Annotated in this window: 20 protein-coding genes; 13 read left to right on the plus strand and 7 right to left on the minus strand. The window is 56.4% G+C overall.

Translation table 11 applies throughout. From position 1 onward, the window contains the following. Nucleotides 1–8: 8 nt before the first annotated feature. The 3 genes from zapE to AC0V6N_RS05075 are packed head-to-tail and all read right to left on the minus strand — an operon-like array spanning nucleotide 9 to nucleotide 2,377. Complete coding sequence (zapE, locus tag AC0V6N_RS05065) at nucleotides 9–1,115, minus strand: cell division protein ZapE (protein WP_486170504.1); 1,107 nt, start codon at nucleotides 1,113–1,115, stop codon at nucleotides 9–11. A 4-nt stretch (nucleotides 1,116–1,119) separates the two neighbouring features. Further along, entirely contained in the window at nucleotides 1,120–1,584 is a 465-nt protein-coding gene (locus AC0V6N_RS05070) for a PaaI family thioesterase (RefSeq protein ID WP_486170505.1), read from the minus strand. Between the two features lie 10 nt (nucleotides 1,585–1,594). Continuing rightward, nucleotides 1,595–2,377: a succinate dehydrogenase iron-sulfur subunit gene (locus AC0V6N_RS05075; protein ID WP_486170506.1), complete on the minus strand. Its 783-nt coding sequence runs from the start codon at nucleotides 2,375–2,377 to the stop codon at nucleotides 1,595–1,597. 332 nt (nucleotides 2,378–2,709) lie between these two features. Here AC0V6N_RS05075 and AC0V6N_RS05080 point away from each other — a divergent pair, with 332 nt between their 5' ends. Then, nucleotides 2,710–3,447 (plus strand): SDR family NAD(P)-dependent oxidoreductase, encoded by a 738-nt coding sequence (locus AC0V6N_RS05080; RefSeq protein ID WP_486172424.1) that lies wholly within the window; start codon nucleotides 2,710–2,712, stop codon nucleotides 3,445–3,447. On the opposite strand, the gene AC0V6N_RS05085 is transcribed toward AC0V6N_RS05080, so the two are convergent. Together AC0V6N_RS05085 and AC0V6N_RS05090 are read right to left on the minus strand one after the other, a co-directional pair. Continuing rightward, nucleotides 3,444–5,279, minus strand: a complete 1,836-nt coding sequence (locus tag AC0V6N_RS05085) for a putative bifunctional diguanylate cyclase/phosphodiesterase (protein WP_486170507.1) — start codon at nucleotides 5,277–5,279, stop codon at nucleotides 3,444–3,446. The two genes, AC0V6N_RS05080 and AC0V6N_RS05085, sit on opposite strands and share 4 nt — an antisense overlap. A gap of 209 nt (nucleotides 5,280–5,488) precedes the next feature. Continuing rightward, entirely contained in the window at nucleotides 5,489–6,508 is a 1,020-nt protein-coding gene (locus AC0V6N_RS05090) for a D-alanine--D-alanine ligase family protein (RefSeq protein ID WP_486170508.1), read from the minus strand. Nucleotides 6,509–6,809: 301 nt separating this feature from the next. Between AC0V6N_RS05090 and AC0V6N_RS05095 the strand changes: the two genes are divergently transcribed. Continuing rightward, the gene (locus AC0V6N_RS05095) at nucleotides 6,810–8,108 is read left to right on the plus strand and encodes a hypothetical protein (RefSeq protein ID WP_486170509.1); all 1,299 of its coding nucleotides are present in this window, start codon (nucleotides 6,810–6,812) and stop codon (nucleotides 8,106–8,108) included. Between the two features lie 84 nt (nucleotides 8,109–8,192). Next, a complete protein-coding gene (locus tag AC0V6N_RS05100) occupies nucleotides 8,193–8,828 on the plus strand; it encodes a class I SAM-dependent methyltransferase (RefSeq protein ID WP_486172425.1) in 636 nt (211 codons plus the stop codon). Between the two features lie 87 nt (nucleotides 8,829–8,915). Here the strand turns inward: AC0V6N_RS05100 and AC0V6N_RS05105 are convergent, their stop codons facing one another. Then, nucleotides 8,916–11,582, minus strand: a complete 2,667-nt coding sequence (locus AC0V6N_RS05105; protein WP_486170510.1) for an Rne/Rng family ribonuclease — start codon at nucleotides 11,580–11,582, stop codon at nucleotides 8,916–8,918. Nucleotides 11,583–12,023: 441 nt separating this feature from the next. On the opposite strand from AC0V6N_RS05105, the gene AC0V6N_RS05110 reads away from it, so the two are divergent. From AC0V6N_RS05110 to AC0V6N_RS05155, 10 genes are all read left to right on the plus strand, one after another. Further along, nucleotides 12,024–12,893, plus strand: a complete 870-nt coding sequence (locus tag AC0V6N_RS05110; protein ID WP_486170511.1) for an N-acetylmuramoyl-L-alanine amidase family protein — start codon at nucleotides 12,024–12,026, stop codon at nucleotides 12,891–12,893. A gap of 82 nt (nucleotides 12,894–12,975) precedes the next feature. After that, a complete protein-coding gene (locus tag AC0V6N_RS05115; RefSeq protein WP_486170512.1) occupies nucleotides 12,976–15,489 on the plus strand; it encodes a penicillin-binding protein 1A in 2,514 nt (837 codons plus the stop codon). 87 nt (nucleotides 15,490–15,576) lie between these two features. Further along, a complete protein-coding gene (prfB, locus tag AC0V6N_RS05120; protein WP_486170513.1) occupies nucleotides 15,577–16,704 on the plus strand; it encodes a peptide chain release factor 2 in 1,128 nt (375 codons plus the stop codon). Nucleotides 16,705–16,806: 102 nt separating this feature from the next. Then, nucleotides 16,807–19,077 (plus strand): beta-propeller domain-containing protein, encoded by a 2,271-nt coding sequence (locus AC0V6N_RS05125; protein ID WP_486170514.1) that lies wholly within the window; start codon nucleotides 16,807–16,809, stop codon nucleotides 19,075–19,077. 104 nt (nucleotides 19,078–19,181) lie between these two features. Further along, the gene (locus AC0V6N_RS05130) at nucleotides 19,182–19,871 is read left to right on the plus strand and encodes a class I SAM-dependent methyltransferase (protein WP_486170515.1); all 690 of its coding nucleotides are present in this window, start codon (nucleotides 19,182–19,184) and stop codon (nucleotides 19,869–19,871) included. A 161-nt stretch (nucleotides 19,872–20,032) separates the two neighbouring features. Further along, a complete protein-coding gene (gene fabA / locus AC0V6N_RS05135; protein WP_486170516.1) occupies nucleotides 20,033–20,542 on the plus strand; it encodes a bifunctional 3-hydroxydecanoyl-ACP dehydratase/trans-2-decenoyl-ACP isomerase in 510 nt (169 codons plus the stop codon). 45 nt (nucleotides 20,543–20,587) lie between these two features. Further along, a complete protein-coding gene (locus AC0V6N_RS05140) occupies nucleotides 20,588–21,817 on the plus strand; it encodes a beta-ketoacyl synthase N-terminal-like domain-containing protein (RefSeq protein ID WP_486170517.1) in 1,230 nt (409 codons plus the stop codon). A 2-nt stretch (nucleotides 21,818–21,819) separates the two neighbouring features. Then, entirely contained in the window at nucleotides 21,820–22,200 is a 381-nt protein-coding gene (locus tag AC0V6N_RS05145) for a DUF7079 family protein (RefSeq protein WP_486170518.1), read from the plus strand. Nucleotides 22,201–22,211: 11 nt separating this feature from the next. Then, entirely contained in the window at nucleotides 22,212–22,664 is a 453-nt protein-coding gene (locus AC0V6N_RS05150) for a GNAT family N-acetyltransferase (protein ID WP_486170519.1), read from the plus strand. Beyond that, the gene (locus AC0V6N_RS05155; RefSeq protein WP_486170520.1) at nucleotides 22,661–23,371 is read left to right on the plus strand and encodes an alpha/beta fold hydrolase; all 711 of its coding nucleotides are present in this window, start codon (nucleotides 22,661–22,663) and stop codon (nucleotides 23,369–23,371) included. The genes AC0V6N_RS05150 and AC0V6N_RS05155 overlap by 4 nt, the downstream gene beginning before the upstream one ends. Here the strand turns inward: AC0V6N_RS05155 and AC0V6N_RS05160 are convergent. Further along, nucleotides 23,368–24,663, minus strand: coding sequence for an ammonium transporter (locus AC0V6N_RS05160; RefSeq protein WP_486170521.1), 1,296 nt, complete (start codon nucleotides 24,661–24,663; stop codon nucleotides 23,368–23,370). The genes AC0V6N_RS05155 and AC0V6N_RS05160 overlap by 4 nt on opposite strands. Nucleotides 24,664–24,727 lie beyond the last annotated feature (64 nt).

Below are 24,727 nucleotides of genomic sequence, written 5' to 3' on the forward strand. Positions count from 1 at the left end.
TGTTAGGCTTACTGCTCTACGCCATGGCCTAGTGCCAAGTACTCGTCACTCTGCATTTCGTTGAGGCGGCTTGTTGTTCTCTCGAATTCGAAACTGCCATCGCCAGCTGTGTAGAGTGAATCCGGCGCTGCTGCTGCGGTCGCAAACAGCTTTACGCGGTGCTCGTAAAGAGCATCAATTAGCGTCACGAAACGCGCCGCCTCATTGCGCTTGTCAGGTCCCATTTGCGGTATGCCAACGATAATGACGGTGTGGAAATTACGCGCAATGGCGAGATAGTCTGGCGCTCCGCGTGCCTCAGCACAAAGCCGTTTAAAGCTGAACACGCCAACACCTTTAAGAGATTTTGGCACATGCATGGTTCGCTTCGCGCCAATTGCCAGTTCTCCGGACGGAACGTTTGCCGCATCTTCTGGATCGAAATCAGTCAAGCGGAAAAACGCCTCACGCACTTTGGCAGTTGCCGCATCGCCTAGTGGGATGTGCCAAGTGGTCATATCACCGATGCGATCCAATCGGTAATCGGTCGGTCCATTGAGGCCTACGACGTCTAACTCTTCTGTTATAAGGTCGATGAAGGGCAGGAAATGCTCGCGATTTAGACCATCTTTGTAGAGGTCTGTAGGCGGGCGGTTAGAAGTCGTTACGATTGCGACGTCTTGCTCTCGGATCAGCTGTGTGAACAGACGGCTCATGATCATTGCATCGGCTGAATTGTTCACTACCATCTCGTCAAAGGCGAGCACGCGAATGCCGTCAGCCAGCTTCTCTGCAACCGGAGGGATCGGGTCGCCATCATGGTTTTGCCGGGCAAGACGCATCTCTTCATGTACTTCCTGCATGAAGGCGTGGAAGTGGACGCGGCGTTTCTCTTTGATTGAGAGTTGGTCATGGAATAGGTCCATCAGCATGGATTTTCCGCGTCCTACGCCGCCCCACATGTAGACGCCTTGCGGGCGAACGGTCTTGCGGCTGAATAGCTGTGTGAGAAGGCCGCCTGGGCGTTCCGCTTCAAGCTCCTTTTGCAGTTGATCCAAACGCACAGCTGCACGGCGCTGATCTGGATCAGCTCGCAGTTCACCATTCGCAATCAGCTTCTCATACCGCGCGAGCATTGCTCTATTCCGCTCGTGGTCGCATCTTGCGCACGATGCCGGAATAGCTTGCGACGACGTCATCATCCTGCACGCATTGGCCGCGCACGAAGACGAGCTTGCCGGTTTCGCGCACGATCTCGTTCACAGCATCAAGCGGCCTTTCGATGTCTCCGCCGCCCACGAACTGGGTGGAGAGCTCTAGGGTGACCGATGGGCCTGCATTGCCGCTGCCGATTGTGTGCATTGTCGTGAACATCGAGATGTCGATAAGCGCTAGCGTCACGGCACCGTGGATGATGCCTTGCAGGTTCTCATGTCGGCGTTCTGGGAACATGCGAAGCCGCGCTCTCCCATCATCATCGACACGAGTGATCAGGCGACCCATGACGGCGCCATTGAACAGCGTGTCATCTTTGAGGTTCCAGTGCCGCCAACCCGGATTCTCCGGGTCAAGGCCATGTTCGAAGACGTCTTCTGAAAGCGCCATAACAGCGCCCTTAAATGGCGCGCTCGGCCATCATCTTCTTGGTCTCAGCGATCGCTTTCGCTGGCGAAAGGCCTTTGGGGCATACATTCGCGCAGTTCATGATGGTATGGCAGCGATAGAGGCGGAAGGGGTCTTCCAACTCGTTCAGGCGCTCGCCTGTCATCTCATCGCGGCTGTCGGCAAGCCAGCGATAGGCCTGCAGCAGGATTGCAGGACCCAGGAACTTGTCTGAATTCCACCAATAGCTGGGGCATGAAGTCGAGCAGCACGCGCACAGGATGCACTCATACAGGCCATCCAGCTTCTCGCGCTGTTCGGGCGTTTGCAAACGCTCTTTGCCCGAGGGTGTAGGGCTGACGGTTTGCAGCCACGGGCGAATGCTGGCGTATTGCGCATAGAAGTGCGTGAAGTCCGGCACCAGATCCTTGATCACATCCATATGGGGCAGGGGCGTGATACGGATCTCGCCTTTGAGGTCTTCAATCGCAGTTGTACAAGCGAGCCCGTTCTTGCCGTTCAAGTTCATCGAACATGAGCCGCAGATCCCTTCGCGGCAGGAGCGGCGGAAGGTGAGCGTTGGGTCAATCTCGTTCTTGATCTTGAACAGCGCATCCAGAACCATCGGACCGCATTCATCAAGGTCGATCTCGAACTTGTCATAATGCGGGTTCTTCCCGCTATCCGGATCATAGCGATAGATCTTGAACGACTTCACGCGTTTGCCGCCGTCGGCCTTGTGCACTTTGCCATCTTTGCGGATGACTGAGTTCTTAGGAAGGGTGAAAGTCGCCATTATCGTGTGATCCCTATTTGCCCCATAAACCGGGCCTGCTCTCTATCTAACGCGTGGTGCGCCACAGGCAAGCGGCCAAGTGTTGCGAGCTTTGGCAGAGCGTTTGCACCTTTAGCAAGCCCTCCTTTGGCTCTCAACTTCGTGTTACACGCAAGGGGGTACTTTAGAAAAAACGCGCACCTGCGTGAAAACCCCGGAATTCCGGGGTTTTTGTGCATATCTGACCCTGTTTGTGCAGCGATAACTGTCACCTTTCAGATTTACGCTGAAATCATGGGAAAAAGCCCATACATTTCGGGAACCCACTAAGAGCGTCATTGCTTTTACACGGCATGGACCTTGTAGGAAATTACCCGCGCAGCGCTGTCGTCTTTGGGGCGAGCGGAGGCATTGGCGCGGCCTTATGCGAGCAATTGATCCAAGGCGGGTGCGAACGCGTCTATGCAGGCTCTCGCTCTGGCACCGCAGTCAGCGACAGTGGAGCGGCGGTGCCTTTCGCGTTTGATCTTACGGACGAAGCCAGCATCGCGTCGGCTGCCGCAATGATGAAGGGCGCACCGCCTGAATGGGTCATCGTAGCGAGTGGTGTGCTGACCCTTTCCGATGGAACTGGGCCAGAGCGGACATATAAACGGCTCGATCCTGAAGTGATGGCTCAGGTCTTCGCGCTCAATACAATCGGGCCTGCGATAGTCGCGAAGCATATGCTCCCGCTTATGCCGCGAAATGATCGCTTTGTGTTCGCAAGTCTGAGCGCGCGGGTTGGCTCGATCAGCGACAATGGACTTGGTGGGTGGCATTCCTATCGCGCGTCGAAAGCCGCGCTCAATATGCTCACCAAGAACTTCGCTCTGGAGATTGCGCGCACGCATTCGCAAGGCATTGTGGTTGGTCTGCATCCCGGCACGGTGAATAGCGCCTTGTCGCAGCCGTTCCAAAAAGGTCTGCCTGAGGGTCAATTGACCAAGGGAAGCGATGCAGCGCGCAATCTTTTGAATGTATTGGCGAGCCGCAAACCGGAACACAGCGGAAGTGTGTTCGACTTTGCTGGCAAGGAAGTGCCCGCTTAACCCGCCTTTTGCGACGGTACCGCTTTAGGCTTGTTTGGCTCTCTAGGTTCGCCCACATCGCGGGGAGCCTTTGCCATCACCTCACGCAGATCCGCTGCGCCCATTGGCTTTCCGAACAGGAAGCCTTGAACTGATTCCGCACCGACGCGTTTCGCGGTTAGCAATGCGAGCTCATCTTCAACCCCTTCGAGCAAGCAATGCACACCCAGAGCGCGTGACATACCCACCAGCGAATGCAGAATCTTCTCAGATGCGGGATCGCCCGGATTTTCCATGAAGGAACGGTCGACCTTCAGCTTGTTAATCGGCAGCGCGCGCAGGTAATTGAAGTTGGAATACCCGGTGCCAAAATCATCAAGAGCGATTGTGAAGCCGACTTTTGAAAGACGATGAAGGTTCGCTCTGGCCTTTTCAAAATCGGCCAACATCGCAGTTTCAGTCACTTCAAACTCGATCATCAGCGGATCGACATCGAATTTACTGGCCGCCGTAATGATCTGATCGACAATCGGGTCAGAAATCAGGTCGAGGCTGGATAGGTTGATGGACAGCGGCAGTGGAGAGGCCCAGTTTTTCATCTCAGCGAAGGTTTTTTCCACCACCAACAAGGTTATGTCGGTGATCAGGCCGCTTTCTTCTGCAATTTTGATAAACCTGTCGGGCGGCACTTGGCCGATGGTCGGGCTGCACCAGCGCGCCAAAACCTCAGCGCGCACAAACTTTCCGCCCGTTAGATCAAATTGCGGCTGATACATCAGCGTCAGTTCTTTTTGCAGATCCGCTTGACGCAGCGCTGTTTCGACCCGGAAACGGGCGTCTGCGCGCTCTGCATGCGCCTTATCAAACACCACAACACAGTTCTTACCCTGCTGTTTTGCCGCCATCAGCGCAAAATCTGCCTGATTAATCTGGGTGCGCGTCGATTCCTGAAGGTCCAGCAGCTTACATCCGATGGAGCAGGAGACCCGGACATGTCGACCATCAATGACATAGGTTGCCGACAGGATGCTCAGCAGATCCTCACACCGCTCGACGACCCGTTCTTGGCTGTCCTTTGTCTTTAGGATTAGATTGAATTCATCGCCGCCCATGCGGCTCACGTGGAAATCTTCGCCTGCGAACAATTCCAACCGCCCCGCAACCTGTTTGAGCAGGACGTCACCTGTCAAATGCCCATGGATATCGTTGACGGATTTGAACCCATCAAGATCAACCAGCATCAACCAGACGTCATCAGGCTCGCTCGATTTGTTTTGCAACCGGACTGTTTCGCGCAAAGCAGCAAAGAACGCACGACGGTTGGGCAGCAGGGTGAGGCTGTCCGACAGCGACTTCGCCCGCATTTCTTCACTGACTACCCGTGCCTTTTCCAATTCTTGCTCGGTTTTGAGCTTGGCCTGCGCAATGTTGATGATCGCTTTGCGTAGGAAGAATGCGATGGCAAGCGATGCCATCGCGGCTCCGAATGTAAGATAGCCGTATGATGCGAGCGCGCTTTCGTCCAATCGTGTCATGAACCCAAATAGGACAATGCCTGACACCGCAATCGAGACCGCTGCCTGGCGAAAGCTTAGGCTCGCCAAGGCGAAGAGCATCGCCATGATGATGAAATAGGTCATCTTTTCGGGCTGGAAATCAATTCGCAGGGCAATCGCGACATTTGCAACGACTAGGCAGTTCATGACTAGCAGCAGCCACTCAACCCGTTCCGCAACCGCGGGCTTACGCATAAACCACGTACCAAAAACGGCGACTATGGCAGCAACGCTGGACGCTGTGACCATGATCACCATTTCGGTGCCGATTATGTCACGATAGTTCATGGGGGTCATTGCGAGGTAATAGAGCGCAAAAATTGCGAAATAACCGCGCAGGATAGGGCGATAGATTTCATGCACCGCCGACGCTGTACGCGCCCGCAGTTCATGCTTGTTGCTTGATAGGTGCCCTAACTCACTCATCTCACCAAGTGCATTAGGCCAAATTGATTAATGCGCGGTAAGTGGATTTTTATTGAAATTTAGAGGGTTGTAGAGCGCAGCTAGATCAGTTTGTGGCGCGCCAAGCCCTCTGCCAGCAGCGTCTCAATCAGCTGTTTTTGGGTCCAACCTGCCATTGCAGCCGCTCTGCCAAAAACCTTTTGCGACCACAGATTGCAGTTGAGGTTGAGCTCAAGAAAGGTGATTTCGCCAGTCTCTTCGTTCACGCGGAATTCGAAGCGGCCATAATCAAACGGGCGATACTCTTCCCAGTTTAATCGGGTTAGCTCGGAAATCCGCACAACCATTTCTGGGTTGTCGAACGGATCAAGCGAGTATTTCTGGCTACGATCGACCAGATCACGCTTTTCGTAATAGGTTCGCAGGTGCGATGGGTCTGCTTGGCGGAAAATCAGCATGGGCAAGATCTGCGGCTCACCGTCGATAGTGACGACAGGGACCTCGACATCGCTGCCCTCCAGGAACGGTTCAACGATCGCATCTTGGCCACCATTGGAGGGGTCTGTGTGAATGCGTTTGACTGCCGCTTCGACGCCTTGCCAGTCAGTCGCGTCCTCGACACCCCAACTGGCAGACGAATTATTCGGCTTGATCACATAGCGGCTTGCTTTGGGCAGCTTTTCCGGCGTGATTGGCGCGCCTTTGCGATAAACCGCCCACGGCGCGGTGGGGACGCCAGCGTCGGCAGCAGCGAGCTTGGCAAGGTGTTTGTCATCGGAAAGCCCGCGCAGGATCGGGTTCGCACCCAGATACGGAATTCCCGCTCGCTCACACAAAAGCGGCACCAGCATTTCCGAATTGAAGAAGCCTGCGCGGTTGAGCAGCGGGAAGACAAAGTCGATCCCCTCTGGCGGGTCGAACAAGATATCGTGCGTTTCGCGGATGGTGAGGTTGAGGCCAAGCCCTTCGAGCACTTCGCGCATTTCGCGGTGATAGGCCGCGTGATTGCCGTCTTGGGGATGGATATCGCCTTCCCAAAGGGCATTTTTGGCGAGGAAAAGAATGTTCAACCGCTCCTTGGCCTCAGCAGGAATCGTCAGCGGTGAAAGCGTTTGCGCCATTGTTATTATCTTATCTTTTTGCCTGAATTTGGGCGCGCTTTAGTGCGTACCTATCCACCGCGCCAGCGCATTTTGCGGTTTTCTTGTCGAACACCTTTGTTTAAGGCCCAAACTTGGGGCGCAGGTACGGGATATTCAGGTTATCAATCGACTGCCGCTAAATCGCCCCGCACAGGGCTTCAATCATGGCGCAAAGGAACAGCGCCTTATCGAAGCGCTCACCGCCGGGGGAGACGCGCGTATTACGCTGAATAGCGATACGGGCCTCAACAAATATCTCTCAGCCCCGTATCCGCGCGACGTGCTCGCTTATTCCTCCTCAACCGTGAGCGACATCTCAGCAGACGCCTTTGCGCATTTGCTCACGCTGGATCATGCGCGGGACTATGACGATTGGCTCACGTCAATCGCAACCCGGATCCGAACAGCTTTCGCCATTGGAAGAAGCGCAGACATAGTCTTCGCTCCGTCGGGCACCGACCTTGAATATGTGGCTTTGGCAGCGGTGCGCGGGCGAGCTATAGGCGGCATTCACAACGTTTTACTGGGTGCAGATGAGATCGGCTCTGGCTGTATCCACTCCGCGATTGGGCGCTATTTTGCGAGCGAAACCGCGCTCGGCAATAGCGTGGCGCCGCAGGGAGAAGTCGCGGGCATGGGCCCTGTCACAATGGTCGATATTCCGGTGCGCTGTGGGCAGGGCAACGCTCAGGCAAGCGACACGATCTTGGCCCAGATGATAAAAGAGATCGAAGTGGGCCGTGCAAGTGACAGACACTGCCTGATCCACGGCGTCCACGGGTCAAAAACTGGCCTTGTCCTGCCCGATATTGACGATCTGAGAGCCCTGCAGGACCGGTTTGAGGGCCACGTAACCTTCGTCATAGACGCGTGTCAGGCGCGCATCACCAGCGCCGCAATTGCGCAGTATATGCAGCTTGGCGCGATTGTCTTGATGACCGGGTCCAAATTCATCGGTGCGCCGCCCTTCAATGGCTGGGCATTGATACCGCGCGCTATCGCCGACACCGCCGCCGCCATTCCCGAGGGGTTTGCGACAATTTTCAGGCGAGCGGAATGGCCACATCGCTGGTCAGGGCGTGAGATGCTTGAGAACAGCACAAATATCTCGCTTGCTCTTCGGTTAGAGGCGGCCGTGTTCGAAATTGAACGGTTTCAGCGTATCCCGATCTCTCAAGTCGAGGCGATCATTGACACTTTTGAAAGCGCGTTGACATCGCATTGTATTAAGCCGCTTGGCGCTCGCCGAATTGTGCCTGGCGGCATCGCGCACAGCTTACCCATTGAGATGCGCACGCTTGCCACACTGGATGTGAGCATGTTGCCGGGACTTTCTACCTTCGATGAGGCGCAGCAGCTGCACCAGGCGCTTGCGCTTGATGGAGTGCGCCTCGGCCAACCGGTTAAGTGCGTCGCAGGTGATGATGGCTGGGGTGGAACACTGCGTATCGGCCTTTCAATGCCGCAATTCACGCGCTGGGCAAAGCTGCCCCTGCCACAAGTGGAGGCCGAAATTCGCGATGATATGGCCCTGATTGCGGCAGGTGTGCAACAAAAGTGCCTTCAACCCGCTGTCTGAGGCAAGTTTGCAAAATTTGCGATTTACTTTTTGACGCAATCCGACAGTCTGCCTTTACCACTCGGTTAGGAGAGGATGCCGCAGATGGGACTCGGAGACTGGTACGATGCGCATATCATGCCGCGGCTTGTTCGCTGTGCCTGTGGCACTGGGCAGGTGATGAAACGGCGCTCTGCCGTCGTTCCGCTGGCCCGCGGCGATGTGTTTGAACTCGGCTGCGGCGGCGGCATCAATCACGAATTTTACGATAAGGATGCGATCACATCCTATGCTGGGATCGACCCGCATGATGGCTTGCTCGATAATGCGCGAAAGGCCGCTCAGGAGAAAGGTTGGCCCGCTGATCTGAGGCAGGCCTCGGGCGAGGATATTCCATTCCCTGATCGCTTTTTCGATAGCGTTGTTTGTACCTTCACTCTGTGCTCGGTTGAAGACCCAGCGCGGGTTCTGTCCGAAATGCGCCGCATCCTGCGTCCCGGTGGGCAAGCTTTGTTTCTCGAACATGGCCGAGCGCCTGACGCTAGTGTTGCGAAGTGGCAAGATCGGATTGAGCCGACATGGAAACGGCTTGCAGGTGGATGCCATTTGACCCGGCCCATCGGTTCTGCATTTCGCGGGGCGGGTTTTGAGGTCGAGCCGTTGGGGCAGGGATACCTTCCAAAGGCACCGAAATTCGCAATGTGGAATGAATGGGGTGTGGCGCGAAAGCCTGGGATGTAGGCGAAGCGGCGGACGTAATTAGATAACAAAAAGGCCGGTGCGCGCGTGATGCGGGCACCGGCCTTTTCTTTGTCTTGAGGTTAGGCGTTACTCACCAAAGGTGCGCTGCCACCAACCACCGCGTTTTTTGCCAGCTGGGGCTTTTTCGCCGTCATCGCTCGCGCTTGCTGGTTCCGCTGCCGCTGGTGCGCTTTCCTCAGCTGTTGAGGCTGCTTCCTTAGCGGGAGCTTCCTCAATCTTCTTCTTACGAGGGGCACGCTTGCGCTTAGGCTTTTCAGCAGGAGCTTCTTTCGCTTCCTTGGCAGGGACGTCCTCAGCCGGGGTTTCTTCTGCTGGAGCCTCTTCCTTAGCTGCATCCGCTTTCTTCTTACGCGGTGCACGCTTTCGCTTTGGCTTTTCGGCGGGGGCTTCGTCAGCAGGAGTGTCCTCTGCTGGAGCCTCTGCCGCGTCAGCAGGAGCTGCTTCGGCATCGGCTTCATTGGCGGCGTCTGACGCCTCTACAGCATCCTCTGCGCCTTCTTCGGTCTTCTTGCGGCGGCCACGGCCACCACGGCGACGACGGCGCTTGGGCTTTTCTTCGCCGTCTTCATTTGCTTCCTCGACAGGATCGCCTTCAGTGCCTTCGCTCTGATCGTCAACGCTGTCGCCTTCGACGCCTTCTGCACCTTCTTCAGAACCGTCTTCGTTACGCTTCTTGTTGCGGCCACGGCCACCACGGCGACGACGACGCTTTTTGCGTGGCTTGTCGTCCTCGTCCTCAGTGAAGTCCTCCTCTGGCAAGTCTTCATCGCCATCATCTTCATCGATGATGGGTTCAAACTTGGGGGCCTGAGTGGGGCGAGGGCCGGCGCTTGTGACGCTCATTTTTGCGCCTTCATCTTCGCCTTCAGGCGAGACATCGACACGCACGCCGTAACGTTCTTCGATCTCAACCAGCTCGCTGCGCTTGTCATTGAGCATGTAGATCGCCGCTTCGGTACTGGCTGCGAGCTTGATGATCGTGCCTTTGCCCTTGGCCGCTTCATCTTCGATCAGACGCAGTGCAGACAGGCCAGCAGACGACGCTGTGCGAACGAGGCCAGAGCCATCGCAATGCGGGCATTCGCGTGTGGTCGCTTCGAGAACGCCGGTGCGCAGACGCTGGCGGCTCATTTCCATCAGGCCGAAGCCTGAAATGCGGCCCACCTGAATGCGCGCGCGGTCGTTCTTGAGCGCTTCCTTCATCGCCTTTTCGACTTTGCGGACGTTGGAATTGTATTCCATGTCGATGAAGTCGATCACGACCAGACCGGCCATATCGCGCAGGCGCAGCTGACGAGCGATCTCGCGCGCTGCCTCTAAGTTGGTGTGCAGCGCGGTCTGCTCGATCCCGTGCTCTTTGGTCGAGCGGCCTGAGTTAATGTCGATCGAGACAAGCGCCTCGGTTGGGTTGATGATCAGATAGCCGCCTGATTTCAGCTGCACCATCGGATCATACATCGCACGCAGCTGGTCTTCAGCGCCATAACGCTGGAACAGGGGCACCGGATCGGAATACGCTTTCACCCGGCGCGCATGGCTGGGCATCAGCATTTTCATAAAGGCTTTGGCGGCTTTGTAGCCATCCTCGCCTTCGACCACGACCTCTTCAATCTCGCGGTTGTAGATGTCGCGGATCGCACGCTTGATCAGATCACTGTCCGAATGGACGAGGCTGGGTGCAGTGGAGGCGAGGGTGGTCTTGCGAATATCGTCCCACAATCGAGCGAGATAATCGAAGTCACGCTTAATCTCTGTCTTGGTGCGGCTGATACCAGCGGTACGCACGATCAAGCCCATGGTCTTGGGCAGTGAGAGATCGGACACGACCTGCTTTAGACGCTTACGGTCGCTGGACGAGTTGATCTTCCGGCTAATCCCGCCACCGTGAGAGCTGTTCGGCATCAGAACGGTGTAGCGGCCTGCAAGGCTGAGATAGGTGGTGAGAGCAGCGCCTTTATTCCCGCGCTCTTCCTTTACGACCTGGACGAGCAGAACCTGACGGCGCTGAATGACATCCTGGATTTTGTAACGGCGACGCAGTGCCATGCGCTTGGCGCGCACTTCGTCGACTTCCTTGGCGCGGCTGCGGCCACGGCCACCTTTTCCTTCGCCACCTTTGCCTTGACGGCGGCGACCACGGCCCCGGCGTCCACGGCGCGGTTTCTTTTCTTCGCCATCTTCGGAGGCTTCTTCGTCGGACGAATCGCCTTCTTCGGTTTCTTCCGCCTCGTCTTCATCGCTGTCGTCGTCTTCGCCATCATCATCTGATGCGCCGTCTTCGATGGTCGCGACTTTGTCTTTCTCCGACGTGTCGATCTCTTCCAGACCGTCTTCGGCGAGGTCTTCGGCTAATGCCTCAGCGCTTTCGTCCTCGGCGTCATATTCATCGCCGGGGGTTACGCCTTCTTCCTCTTCCTCAGCACGCAGCCGTGCTTCTTCTTCTGCGGCTTCTGCTTCCTCTGCGAGCAAGCGTTCGCGGTCATCCTGCGGGATTTGGTAATAGTCGGGGTGAATTTCGCTAAAGGCGAGAAAGCCATGGCGATTGCCGCCAAAATCGACAAATGCCGCCTGAAGGGAAGGTTCTACTCGCGTTACTTTTGCGAGGTAAATGTTGCCTTTTATCTGCTTGTGCTCAGCAAATTCGAAATCGAATTCCTCAATCCGGTTTCCTTTGAGCACCGCCACCCGGGTCTCTTCCGAGTGGCGCGCATCGATTAGCATGCGCGTTGCCATGTAATATTCTCCAAGCGCTCGATCGCATCACGGTCATGCCGTGGGAGGAGCGCGTATTGTGTGAGTGAGCGGCCTTTATCGGATGTTCGATTGCAAGGCCGTTGTGCAAAGTTGCGCCAAGTCGCTTTTGCGGTTTGCGCGCAATATTCGTGTCTGCTGGGGCGAGAGTGCGGATCGTGTCCGCGCGGCTGCTCGCAAAAGGTCCGGCGTCCATCGGGAGCCGGGCAATTCCTTGCGAGGAGAAGCGTCTCGTCACTGCATCAACCTGTTATGTGGCTATAAGGAGCGCATTAGCGCTATCAGCCGATTTAATGAGAAACCGGGTTAGAGCAGACCTGTTAAGATCAACATCCCCCGTTTCGATACAAACGCTAGCACCGTGGGTTTCATGCCGCAACTCTATTGCGCTGATGATGCGCAACATTCTAAGATCGTGGCACGATGAGTGTGCGTTCGCTTCTATTGGTGATTGTCGCCGTCCCGCTAATATTGCTGGGTGGTGCAGCGCTTTTGGGCGCGAAAATTCCAGTCCCGGAATGGGGCCGAGATTATGTCTTAAGGTTTGTGCTGAACCCTCAGGATGAGCCCATTGACCTGCCAGACATTGTTGGTCCGGACGATGCAGACCGCCCGCTTGTGGTGATTGATGCAGGGCACGGCGGGGAAGATCCCGGCTCAATCAGCGGGGGCGTTCAGGAAAAAGACGTGGTGCTCGCCATCGCAATCGCATTGCGCGATGCTTTGGTAGAGGAAGGCGGAGTGCGTGTGGCTCTTACGCGGGACACGGACATTCGCATTCCCAACCCACAGCGCCCCGAGATAGCGCGCCGGATGGATGCTGACCTTTTCTTGTCTATCCATGCCGATTCTGCTGGCGAGCGTAGTGATGTAACGGGCGCATCAATCTACACTTTGTCAGCCGAAGCCTCCAGCGAAGCCGCCGCCAGGTTTGCTGAGCGCGAGGCGGCTTTTGACGCGGTGAATGGCGTGGAAATTGAGGGGCAGAGCGAAGAGGTGAACACCATCTTGGTGGAGCTGTCGCAGCAACGCACGCAAGGTGATGCGACTGAATTTGCGTCTTTGATCGAACGCGAAGGTGAAGGGCGTATTGCCTTTCACCCGCAAACGCAGCGCTCCGCCGCGCTTGCCGTGCTTCGCGCGCCTGATGTGCCTGGCGTGCTATTTGAAAGCGGCTTTGTCACCAATGAAGGCGACCGTGTGCGACTCACAACCGAGGAAGGTCAACGCGAATATGCTGAAGTGCTCGCCCGTGCGATCAGGGTCTATTTCGCTCGGCGCATCGAGCCTTAACCACACATCTTGTTCAATCGCGGTCAAGCCGCCTAGCCATATCTATTAAAGCACTGTAAATCGCCCCCGAAACGAAAGAACCATGACTGAAGAAAGCCCCGCCTCCTTTCCTGATTACGCCCGCTTTCGCCTTTCGCGCGATGCCAAGGGCGCTGTCGCATGGTTTGGTGAAAAGTGGCGTTCCAGCTGGCTTTTCAAACTTTTTGCCTTTGGTGTGATCGCCTTCATCGCACTGTGGATCGTGGCATGGTTTTGGCTCGCTAGTGACCTGCCAGAGGCTGATAGCCTGACTGAATATCAAACCCCGCTACCCACAGTAGTGCGCGGGATCGACGGTGAAATCGTCCACTCATATGCGCGCGAGCGCCGTGTGCAGTTGCAATATGAAGATTTCCCTGAGCGGCTGAAGCAGGCCTATATTTCCGCCGAGGACAAGACCTTTTACACCCACGGCGGTGTCGATATAACCGGCACGGCCAATGCGGTGTTCGATTACGCTACCAAATATGGCTCAGGCGAACGCGCGGTGGGTGGTTCAACGATTACCCAGCAGCTCGCCAAAATATTGCTCTTGGGTGACGAATATTCAGTGACACGCAAGCTGAAAGAGATGATCCTTGCAAGCCGCATCGAAGGGGTTCTGAGCAAGCAGGAAATCCTAGAGCTTTACCTCAATGAAATCCCGCTCGGCCGTCGATCATTTGGTGTGCAGGCGGCAGCGCGAGCCTATTTCGACAAAGATGTGGGCGATCTTGACCTGCATGAAATGGCATTTCTCGCGATCCTTCCAAAGGCGCCAGAGCGCTATGGCCGTTCGGGTCAAGAAGAAGCCGCAATGGAGCGGCGCGATTTTGTGCTCGCTCAGATGCAAGAAAATGGCTTCATCACCGAAGCGGAACGGGCGGAAGCGGCGGCCAAGCCAATTGGACTTGCACGCCAACGCACACAGCGCAGCGCTGATGCGGGCTACTTCCTTGAAGAAGTCCGCCGCCAATTGATCGCCGATTTCGGTGAAAGTGCAGAGGACGGCGAAAACAGCGTTTATGCGGGCGGATTGTGGGTTCGAACATCACTCGATGTCGAGTTACAGGATGCTGCACGCGATGCCTTACGCAAAGGTCTCGTGCGCTATCAAGGCAGGCGTGGTTGGAGCGGGCCCGTCGCGAATATCAACATGGAAGAGGGCAATTGGGCAGGCCAGCTCGCCAGCTCTTATCTCAGCGTGAATTACGAAGATTGGCGCGTTGGCGTCGTCACTTCGCGCAGCGGTTCTTCGGCCACAATCGGGTTTTCCGACGGTGAAGAAAAACCGCTTATCTCTCCGCCCAATGCTGTCAAAGCAGGTGATGTGATCGTTGTGCGACCAAGCGGTAATGGTTTCCGGACAGCCAATGTACCAGCGGCGCAAGGTGGGTTGGTAGTCCAGAATGCCCAGACCGGCCGAGTGCTCGCCATGCAAGGTGGGTTCGATGACCGCTTATCCGACTTTAACCGAGCAACCCAGGCTTTGCGGCAGCCGGGTTCGACGATCAAACCGTTTGTCTACGCGACCGGGCTCGACAATGGCATGACCCCTTCGACGCAGGTCGATAATACGCGCTATTGCTATTATCAGGGGCGCAGGCTTGGCCAAAAGTGCATTCGCGGCGGGCGCGCGGGACAATTCCCGATGCGCTATGGTCTTGAGCAATCACAGAACATCATGACCGTCCAAATCGGGATGCAAGCGGGCATGGATAATGTCGTTGGCATGATCGAAGACCTGAACATTTCCGAAGACCCCGATCCCTATGCCGCAACGTCGCTTGGCGCGGAGGAATCCACCGTTCTGAAAATGGTGACGGCCTATTCAGCGCTCGCCAATCACGGCAAACTGAACGAGCCGACGGTGATTGACTATGTGCAGGACCGCACCGGCAAAGTCATTTGGCGCGCCGATCAACGCTCTTGCAACGGCTGTAATATGTCGGAGTGGGACGGCGAGGCCATGCCGCGCTTTGGCCTTAAGGGTGAGCAAGCGATGGATGCGCGCACCGCGTTCCAAACCATGCACATGCTCGAAGGTGTGGTGACGCGCGGTACCGCGACCGTTCTGAACGGGTTGGATCTACCGCTGTTCGGAAAGACGGGCACGACCACTGGGCCAAAAGACGTTTGGTTTGTCGGCGGAACACAGCGTTTGATCGCAGGTGCCTATGTCGGCTTTGATACGCCGCGCAATATGGGTGGTTACGCGCAAGGCGGCACAATTGCAGCGCCGATTATTCGCGATCTTATCGCTGGTTCGCGAGAGCGCTGGTCTGACCTACCGCCCATCGCACCTGAAGGCATCCGCATGATCCGCGTTGACCGCAGGACGGGCAAGCGGGTGCTTGATGGCTGGCCCACGGGTGCGGATAGGGCGGACATCATTTGGGAGGCTTTCAAGCCGGACACCGAGCCAGACCGCTCCACGCGCCAAGACGAGATCGCTGCCAAGCGCGACGAAATTCTCGAGCTGATCAGAACCTCTCGCGGTGCAAGCAATGCGCGCTCGTCGGAGCAGGTTGAAGAAATGCCTGAGAACTTTGCGGAAGAGCAGGGCGGCATCTACTGACGCTTTACAATCGCGGCTCTCTCGCTAAGCGAAGCGGCCCAGCAACACGCAAAAGCAATACGCATAAGCCAGCTTTAAGGAATTGCCATGCGGGCCGAGGCCCAAGCCCATATTGACCGGATCGAAGCAGCGCTTGATCTGGTGCGACAATCGCTCGATTGGGAGCGTGCTTTGCGCCGTCTGGATGAGCTCAACGCGCGTGTTCAGGATCCGACCTTATGGGACAATCCCAAAGAGGCGCAAAAGATCAGCCGCGAGCAAAAACTGCTCGAGAACGCTGTTGGTACAGTGAACGAAATCTCCGCCGAAATGGGCGACGCGATTGAGTTTATTGAGATGGGCGAGGCTGAAGGTGAGGAGAGCATAATCAATGATGGTCTCTCCAGCCTCGAAAAGCTCGCAATTCGCGCTGACGCAGACAAAGTGCAGGCGCTGCTGTCTGGCGAAGCCGATGGGAACGATACTTACCTAGAAATCCATGCAGGTGCAGGCGGCACCGAATCGCAGGATTGGGCCGAGATGCTGTTCCGCATGTATGGCCGCTGGGCTGAACGGCGCGGCTTTAAGATCGAAACGGTTGAATATCAGGCGGGCGATCAGGCCGGCATCAAGACCGCAACTTTGCTGATCAAAGGCGAAAATGCCTATGGCTATGCCAAGACAGAAAGCGGCGTTCACCGCCTCGTCCGCATCAGTCCCTATGATAGCGCAGCCAAGCGCCACACCAGTTTTTCGAGCGTGTGGGTCTATCCGGTGATCGACGACGACATTGATATTGAGATCAATCCAGCGGACCTCAAAATCGACACGTATCGTGCCTCTGGCGCGGGCGGTCAGCACGTTAACACTACCGATTCCGCCGTGCGCATCACGCACCAGCCAACGGGCATTGTAGTCGCAAGCCAAAACGACCGTTCGCAGCACAAGAACCGCGCGACCGCGATGAACATGCTCAAAGCGCGCCTGTTCGAACGCGAAATGGCGGAGCGCGAGGCAGCGGCATCAGGTGAGTATCAGGAAAAGAGCGAGATCGGGTGGGGTCACCAAATCCGTTCATACGTCTTGCAGCCCTATCAAATGGTCAAGGACCTTCGCACGGGCTTCACCTCTAGCTCGCCTGATAAAGTGCTTGATGGGGAGATTGACGGATACATATCCGCAGCTCTCGCCCAGCGTGTGACGGGCGAACAGGTGGATGTTGAGGACGTTGAGTGATTGTAGCCTGACCGGTTGCAAACCGCGACCCGTTGCACAGCGAAACGATTTGTAATCATTAGAATTTTCGTTAGCCTTCTCTTCTAACAAGGGGAGAATGGCATGATGAAGTCGGTTCTGGTTCGTCTTGGTCTGGGCGTTGCTACGGGGGCGCTTTTGGCAAGCCCCGCTCTGGCTCAAACTTCGCCACAAAAGGCACCTCAAAAACCGGTAGCGGGGGAAGTGCGCATCATTTTACCGGATGCGATTGAGACGCTGCCTCCTGTCCCATTGCCCGATATTGACCCGGAGCTTGCGCGGCCTGAAGCAGATCAACAGCCAGCCTATCAAAACCGCCGTTATCGCAGGTTAGCTACTCCCGAATTTGAAACGTTCGGCGGCGAGGTCGATTTCCGCCGCTACATGCGTGCAACCGAACGCCTGCGCCGTGCAGAGGGTCGCCGACGGTATGGCGCTGCCGAGAGTGGTGAGATCGTCGTGGCGTTGCTGCAAGATGCAGAACCCGAATGCGCTGTGCCTGAAGACTGCCCAGTAGAGGAGGAAGAAGCCTACATCACCGTCACAGGCTCACGCATTGTATCTTCACCGCAATCCGTGCCTTTGGCTGTCACCGCGGTCACCGGCAGCGATAATCCTAACATCACCAACACACAGGTCGCCAGCGTCGATGAAGGCGACATCGTCAAGCTGATCGGTGAATATCTGCTCGTCCTGCAAGATGGCCGCATCTTTGCCGTTCACTATCCCACAATGACGCTCACCGACCGGCAGGATGTCTATCGTAAGGATGAGGACGGCGATGCAATTGGCGCGGACTGGTATGATGAGATGCTGGTCCAAGGCAATCAGATCATCGTCACCGCCTATTCGTATGAAGACGACGCGAGTGAGATCACGGTTCTGCAACTCGATCAGGAAACCGGTCAGGTAAGCCACCGCGGTGTCTTCCTCATCTCCTCAGACGATTATTATGACGTCGACAATTATGCGACGCGGATCGTGGGTGATAAACTGGTGATCCACACACCCTACCGCGCAGAAGACCTCGTCAGTCGCCGTGATCGCCCCGTGATCCGCCGCTGGACCAATGCGGAGGAGTTTTACGAGAACGAAAAAGAGGGCGCACAGGTGCTGGGCGCTCGCGATATCTATCAACCGGTGTTCGGAACAAGAGAGCCATGGATACACTCGATCTCGATCTGCCCCTTAACAGGTGTGATCGAGAATGGGCTGCAATGCGAAACGACGGGTTTTCTCGGTTCAGAGATCGCAGAAATGTACGTTACCGGCGATGCGGTTTACCTTTGGAATTCTGCCATTGGGTGGGATGAGCTAGACAATTATGATTGCGATGTCGGCACGCCGCCGCCTGAATTTGGTGAAGTCCCGCCCGCAGCGATTTACCGTGTGCCAATCGGTCGAGGGGACACCGAGGTCATGGGCATTCGCGGTCTGCCGATTGATCAATTCAGCATGGACGCCAAGGGCAACCGCTTCCGTGCTCTAGCGAACTTCTTCCGTCATGCCTGTGATGACGATGAATTACCCAAGGAATTCGCGCTGCTAAACGCGCCTCAATCCCGGTTCCGCGACGAATATATTCCAGCAAGAGAAAGCCAATTTGCGCGGCTACCATCCGTCATGCAGCGCTCTTTCGAAAACCGCTTTGTCGGGGACTGGATCGTCTATGGTGGGCGAGATCGCTATTCGCGAAGACCTCCGCGCAACCGCGAAGGAACAAAGATCGCGCTTTCCAATGTCGTTCATGCGGTCCCGATCGAAGCGCCTGAGAATGCGCAGTCTGTTTCTATCGGTCACACGCTCATTCGGCTTGAACGGATGGGGCAGGATGGTGTGATAGCCAACGGTTATGTGGACCGAGAGGGGTTGCGGGTCAGCTATATCGGGCTCGATGATGGGACGCTCTCGGCCGCCATCCAAAGCTCTGCGTTGCTCGAAGGGCGCTATGAAAGCGAAAGCCGCAGCCACTCGTTCAACGCCACCTACACGTTCGAAGGTGATGGTACGATGGGCGTGCCAACGGTCGGCGCTGTGATGCGGTCGAGCGGGTATTGGTGGTATTCGGACGTGTCCGACCTTTCTTTCCTGAATTTTACTGATGAGGGCCTGTTGTCTGATGCGGGCATTATTCAGGCGACCCCTCAAAATCAGGTTCAGACAGGTGCCGGTTATGATTGCGAAGTGTCCTGCATCGACTGGTACGGCAATGCGCGTCCGATCTTCCTGGGCGGGCGGGTCTATGGACTGATGGCAACCGAATTGGTGGAAGCAGACATGGTCGAAGGCGAAGTGACGGAGCGTCGCCGAGTTGATCTGACGGGGCCGGTGAAAGGCAAAGGGCCGCCGCAATAAGGGCAAAACGCAAGCCAGCGCGCGAATACCCTTTTGCTTAGGTCGATGCTTGGCGCTAGAGCCTGTGTCCGATGAATTTGCGACACCTACTTTTTGCCGCCCTGATGTCAGCCAGTTTGATGGCTTGCGATGGTCTTTCACGCCCATCTGATCGCCCTGATACGGCGCTCGAATTCCCGCTACCTGACCGGCCCGTATCCGAAGTCGTTTCCAACCAATTTTCGAATGAGGATGCACGTGATGAGCGGGGCGAAGCGGTTGAGGTGATGAACCTTGCCAATATCTCTCCCGGCATGACGGTGGCCGATATCGGGGCTGGTGAGGGCTATTACACCGTGCGTCTTGCGGAGCGAGTGGGCGAAGATGGCCGAGTACTTGCTCAAGATATTTCACGCGACGCTTTGCAGCGGCTTGGTCAGCGGGTGGAGCGAGAGCGGCTTGAAAACATCTCAATCAAGCTGGGAGATGCTGACGATCCGCAGCTGCCGGTTGATAGCTTTGACCGCATCTTTCTGGTTCACATGTACCATGAAGTGACTGAACCGTATGCATTTTTGTGGCGGATGTGGCCGGCATTGGCCGAAGGGGGCCAGATCATCGTAGTGGATGTTGACCGCCCGACCAATCGCCATGGTATCCCACCCGCTTTGCTCTTCTGCGAGTTTAAGGCGGTGGGCTACAGATTGGTCGAATTTGTTGAGCGCCCGGATATCAAAGGTTACTTTGCACGGTTTGAGCGGGCTGAAGCGCGGCCAGAGCCTGCAGAAATCTCCGCTTGCAGCAATGGCAAGTAATCACGTGCAAGATCGGGGTACATTCCACCTCCAAGGACCGGAAACCGTTGCTTAGCGCCACTCGTCTGCTTATGTGACCCCCAGATGAACGCAGCGCCAATGCGGGGGGCATCCGCGCTGCACCAGCCAAAGTACCAACGGGCAAGGAGCAGTTGACGGGCATGACAGATTTTCCAACCAGCTTTGATCGAGATGAGCTGTTGAAATGCGCACGGGGTGAATTGTTTGGCCCCGGCAACGCGCAATTGCCCGAGCCTCCCATGCTGATGATGGACCGGATCAATGATATTTCAGGCGATGGCGGGCAGCATGGCAAAGGCCATGTCGTGGCCGAATTCGATATTAATCCCGACCTGTGGTTCTTTGATTGCCACTTTCCAGGTAACCCGATCATGCCAGGCTGCCTTGGCCTTGACGGCCTTTGGCAATTGACTGGCTTCAACCTTGGTTGGCGTGGTTGGCAGGGTCGCGGATATGCTCTTGGCGTTGGCGAGGTAAAGCTGACCGGTATGGTCCGGCCTGAGCGCAAGATGCTGACCTATTACGTCGACTTTACGAAGGCGGTGCAGACCCGTCGCCTTACCATGGGCGTTGCCGATGGCCGCGTAGAGGCCGATGGCGAAGTCATCTATCAAGTTAAAGATATGAAAGTCGCTCTGTCTGAGGCGTAAAATCGCTCGGAAGTGCAAATAGGCCAGAGAGCTTAGGGGAATTACATGCGTCGCGTCGTCGTAACCGGACTGGGGATTGTCTCCTCAATTGGGAACAACAGCCAAGAGGTTCTGGCATCGCTAAAAGCGGGCAAGTCAGGCATCACATTCAACGAAGACATGGCCGAACACGGCTTTCGCTCTCAGATCGCGGGGGCAGTGGACCTCGATCTGAAAGAGCACGTCGATAAACGCACGCTGCGTTTCATGGGGCCGGGCGCGGCCTATGCTCATATCGCCATGGGTCAGGCGATTGCGGATGCTGGGCTGGACGAGAAAGACGTTATCAATCCGATGACGGGCGTGATTGCCGGCTCTGGTGGTCCATCAACCTCCGCTATGCTGACCGCGCATCAAACGGTGCTGAAGAACGGTTCGACCAAGCGTATCGGCCCGTTCGCTGTGCCTAAGACCATGTCCTCTACCGTTAGTGCGAACCTCGCGACGGCCTATCAGATCAAGGGCATGAATTTCTCAATCACATCGGCGTGTTCGACTTCGCTCCATTGCATCGGCATGGCTGCTCAGCAGATCGCGCTGGGCCTGCAAGACGTGATGTTTGGCGGCGGCGGCGAAGAGCTCGATTGGACGCTTTCTTGCCTGTTTGACGCGATGGGCGCGATGTCGAGCAAGTATAACGACATGCCGGAACGCGCTTCACGCGCCTTTGACGCGGACCGCGATGGTTTCGTGATCGGCGGCGGCGGCGCGATCGTGGTGCTCGAAAGCCTTGAGCACGCACAGGCACGCGGCGCGAAGATTTATGCCGAAGTCACTGGTTTCTGCGCAACATCAGATGGTGCCGACATGGTCGCGCCCTCTGGCGAAGGCGGAGAGCGGGCGATGCGCGGCGCGATCAAAACCTTGAGCGAAGATCGCAAGGTCAGCTACATCAACGCCCATGGCACTTCGACGCCAGTGGGTGATGTGGGTGAAATCGAAGCAGTTCGCCGTGTTTTCGGCGATGGCTCCACACCGCCAGTCAGCTCAACCAAGTCGATGACCGGTCACAGTCAAGGCGCAACGGGCGCACAAGAGGCGGTCTATTGCCTGCTCGCGCTAGACAATGATTTCATCATCCCTTCGATCAATGTTGAGACCCTCGATCCCGCGCTCAAGCCTGAAGAAATCGCCACGCAGTTGGTTGAAAATGCAGGGCTGGATACGGTGATGACCAATAGCTTTGGCTTTGGCGGAACGAATGGTTCGATGTTGCTCTCCAAATTCCACGGTTAAGGTTGGAAGAGCTCAGCAAAGAGGAAATTGCCAATCGGCTACCGGTATGGGCGATTTTATCGGATACCTTCCTCGACACTTGGTTCGATGACGAACAATATGACAGTATGGCGTCCGCTTTGGGCCGCTCTCACTATTCGATCGAAACTCTAGAGTGGATCTATCGCAATGAAGTTGCTCCAGCCTTTCTCTTCAACCTATTTGACGTGGCTGGCGACTGGGCGGGGTGGCCCAATGATTTCATTCAAGAACGTGTGATCGCCAAGCGCGGCTCGGTTCAAAACAACTTGGCACAGCGCGTATTTATTCAGGGTCATGTCGACAGAGAATGGACAAAGTTGCGAAGCCGACTTGAGAAGCTAGAGAGTAAGCCGATTGAATGAACGAGGGCACGATGAAAATCCGGACCAGCGACCTTTCAGACCCCGAAGTCATCGCGCTGCTTGAACTGCATCATGGAGAGATGGAGCAGTTTTCGCCGCCAGGCACCTGCCATGTGCTTGATCTATCTGGACTGAAAGTGCCTGAGATTGAAGTCTTCGCCGCATGGGAAGACAGTTCGCTGCTCGCCATTGGGGCATTGAAGCAGCATGATAAATTTGGCGAAATCAAATCCATGCGTGCCCATCCTGATGCTCGGGGTAAAGGCGCGGGTAAGGCGATGCTGGAGCACTTGATTGCCCGCGCGCGCGATCTGGGTTTTGCTGAGATCAAGCTTGAAACAGGATCGGGCCCAGTATTTGAGGCCGCAGTTGGGCTGTATAAGAGTTTCGGCTTTACCCCTTGTGAAAGCTTTGCAGGCTACATTCCGGGTGAATTCAACAAGCTCTACGCGCTGAAACTATGAGCGAGGCCAAGCCGCCCCCTTTATCGCTTTGGCTGCGCGAATTGCCGCATTTGGCGCAGATCTGGTCGGGACCGATCCGCAGGGCAAAAGTGAGAGAGCCGGTCGCTCCAAAAGGGCCTTGGCCGCCAATTATGGTCGTCCCTGGTATCATGTCGAGCGACTATGCGACCGCGCTCCTGCGCAAAACGCTCAGCGCGCATGGCTACCCAACTTACGGATCTGAGCTCGGCTTCGTCACTGGAGTTACACCTGAAGTGTTCGAGCGAGCGGAGAACCGACTTGCGCAGGTGCAGGCGCGGCATGATTCGAAAGTCGTTCTGCTTGGTTGGAGCCTCGGTGGCCTATATTCGCGCGTGCTTGCCCAGCGCCATCCCGAGCAAGTTCAAATGGTGATGACGATGGGCTCGCCATTCTCCGGCAGTCGTCATGCGAACAATGCCTGGCGGGTGTATAATGTGATGAACGATCACACGGTCGACAATCCGCCTTTGGCTGACGATCCCAGCGTGAAACCGCCCATGCACACAGTCGCCCTTTGGTCACGCAATGACGGCGTGATTGCTCCGGAATGCGCGCGCGGTCAGGCGGGGGAGCGCGATGTCGAAATTGAGGTTGAAACGCGCCACTTTGCCTTTGGATCAGACCGCCGCTCGATTGACAGCGTGGTTCAGATTTTGGGCGAGCAGCTCAGCCAAACGCAGCCCTAATCCATATCCCATGCACGCTCGCCGTGACTGGACAAATCGAGGCCTTCCGTCTCCTCATCCTCAGTCACGCGCATTGGGAACACTAGGCTGACCATCAATGCGATGATCGCGCTGCCAACTGCGCTCCACACCATGACCGCGCCGATACCGATGGCCTGTGCGCTAAGCTGGCTCGCCATTGTTGCTTCACCGAAATAGCCGGTCCCGCCCAATTCTGGTGCGATGAAAACGGCAAGCAGGAGTGAACCCAAGATACCGCCCACGCCGTGAACCGCGAAGACGTCTAAGGAATCGTCGATCTTAAAGCGATGCTTGACCTGTTGGATCGCTCCGTAACAGACGAGTGCTGAGAGCGCGCCGATCAGAATGGCCGCGCCCGGAGAGACAAAGACCGCAGCCGGAGTAATCGCGGCAAGTCCAGCAATCGCGCCGGTTGCCCAGCCAATGCTGGTCGGTTTTCCCAGCGCAACGCGCTCTGCCAGCAACCATGTGAGGGCTGCGGCGCTTGCGGCGACATGGGTGGAAAGAATGGCGGACGCGGCATTGTCGTTCGCGCCTAGTGCGGAGCCCCCGTTGAAACCAAACCAACCGACCCACAGCAAGGCAGCACCAATCACAGTGAAAGTCGGAGCGTGGGGCAGCATGGGTTTTTGCGGGAAACCTTTGCGCGGACCAAGCAGCATGGCGATCACGAGTGCTGACACACCTGCGGTTGTGTGCACCACGATACCACCTGCAAAATCGAGCGTGCCGAACTGGCTCGCAAGCCAGCCACCACCCCAAATCCAGTGCACGACCGGCGCGTAAACGATTAGCACCCATAACGCGCAAAAGCCCAGCACCCACGGGAAACGCGCCCGTTCCACCCATGCGCCGACCATCAAAGCGGGGGTGATCACCGCGAAAGTCATCTGGAACAGTGCAAAAGCGCTTTCCGGAACAGTTGTCCCGTCGCGCACGACGCCGAGCTCGCTCAGCATCAATGCAGCGCCGCCGCCTATCCAACCATCGGAGACCGGGCCGAATGCCAGCGTGTATCCGAACGTGACCCAAACTAAAGTCGCGATCGCAGCAACGCTTGCACATTGCAGCACAACGGAAAGCAAGTTCTTTGACCGAACAAGGCCGCCATAGAACAAGGCAATCCCGGGCAGCGTCATTAATAGAACGAGGGCAGAAGAGGCGAGGATCCAACCTGTATCGCCTGTGTCACTTGCTGGAACCTGCGCATAGGCAGGCGCTGCAAAGGACAACAATCCTGCGCAAGCCCCTAGCTTGGTTGTAAGTTTCATATCCCTAACCGCTCCCGTTTTGAACGGTCTGATAAGGGCAGTTTTGTCAGCCTAGCAAGAGCCG

The organism is Erythrobacter sp. S57(2025) (assembly GCF_057365055.1).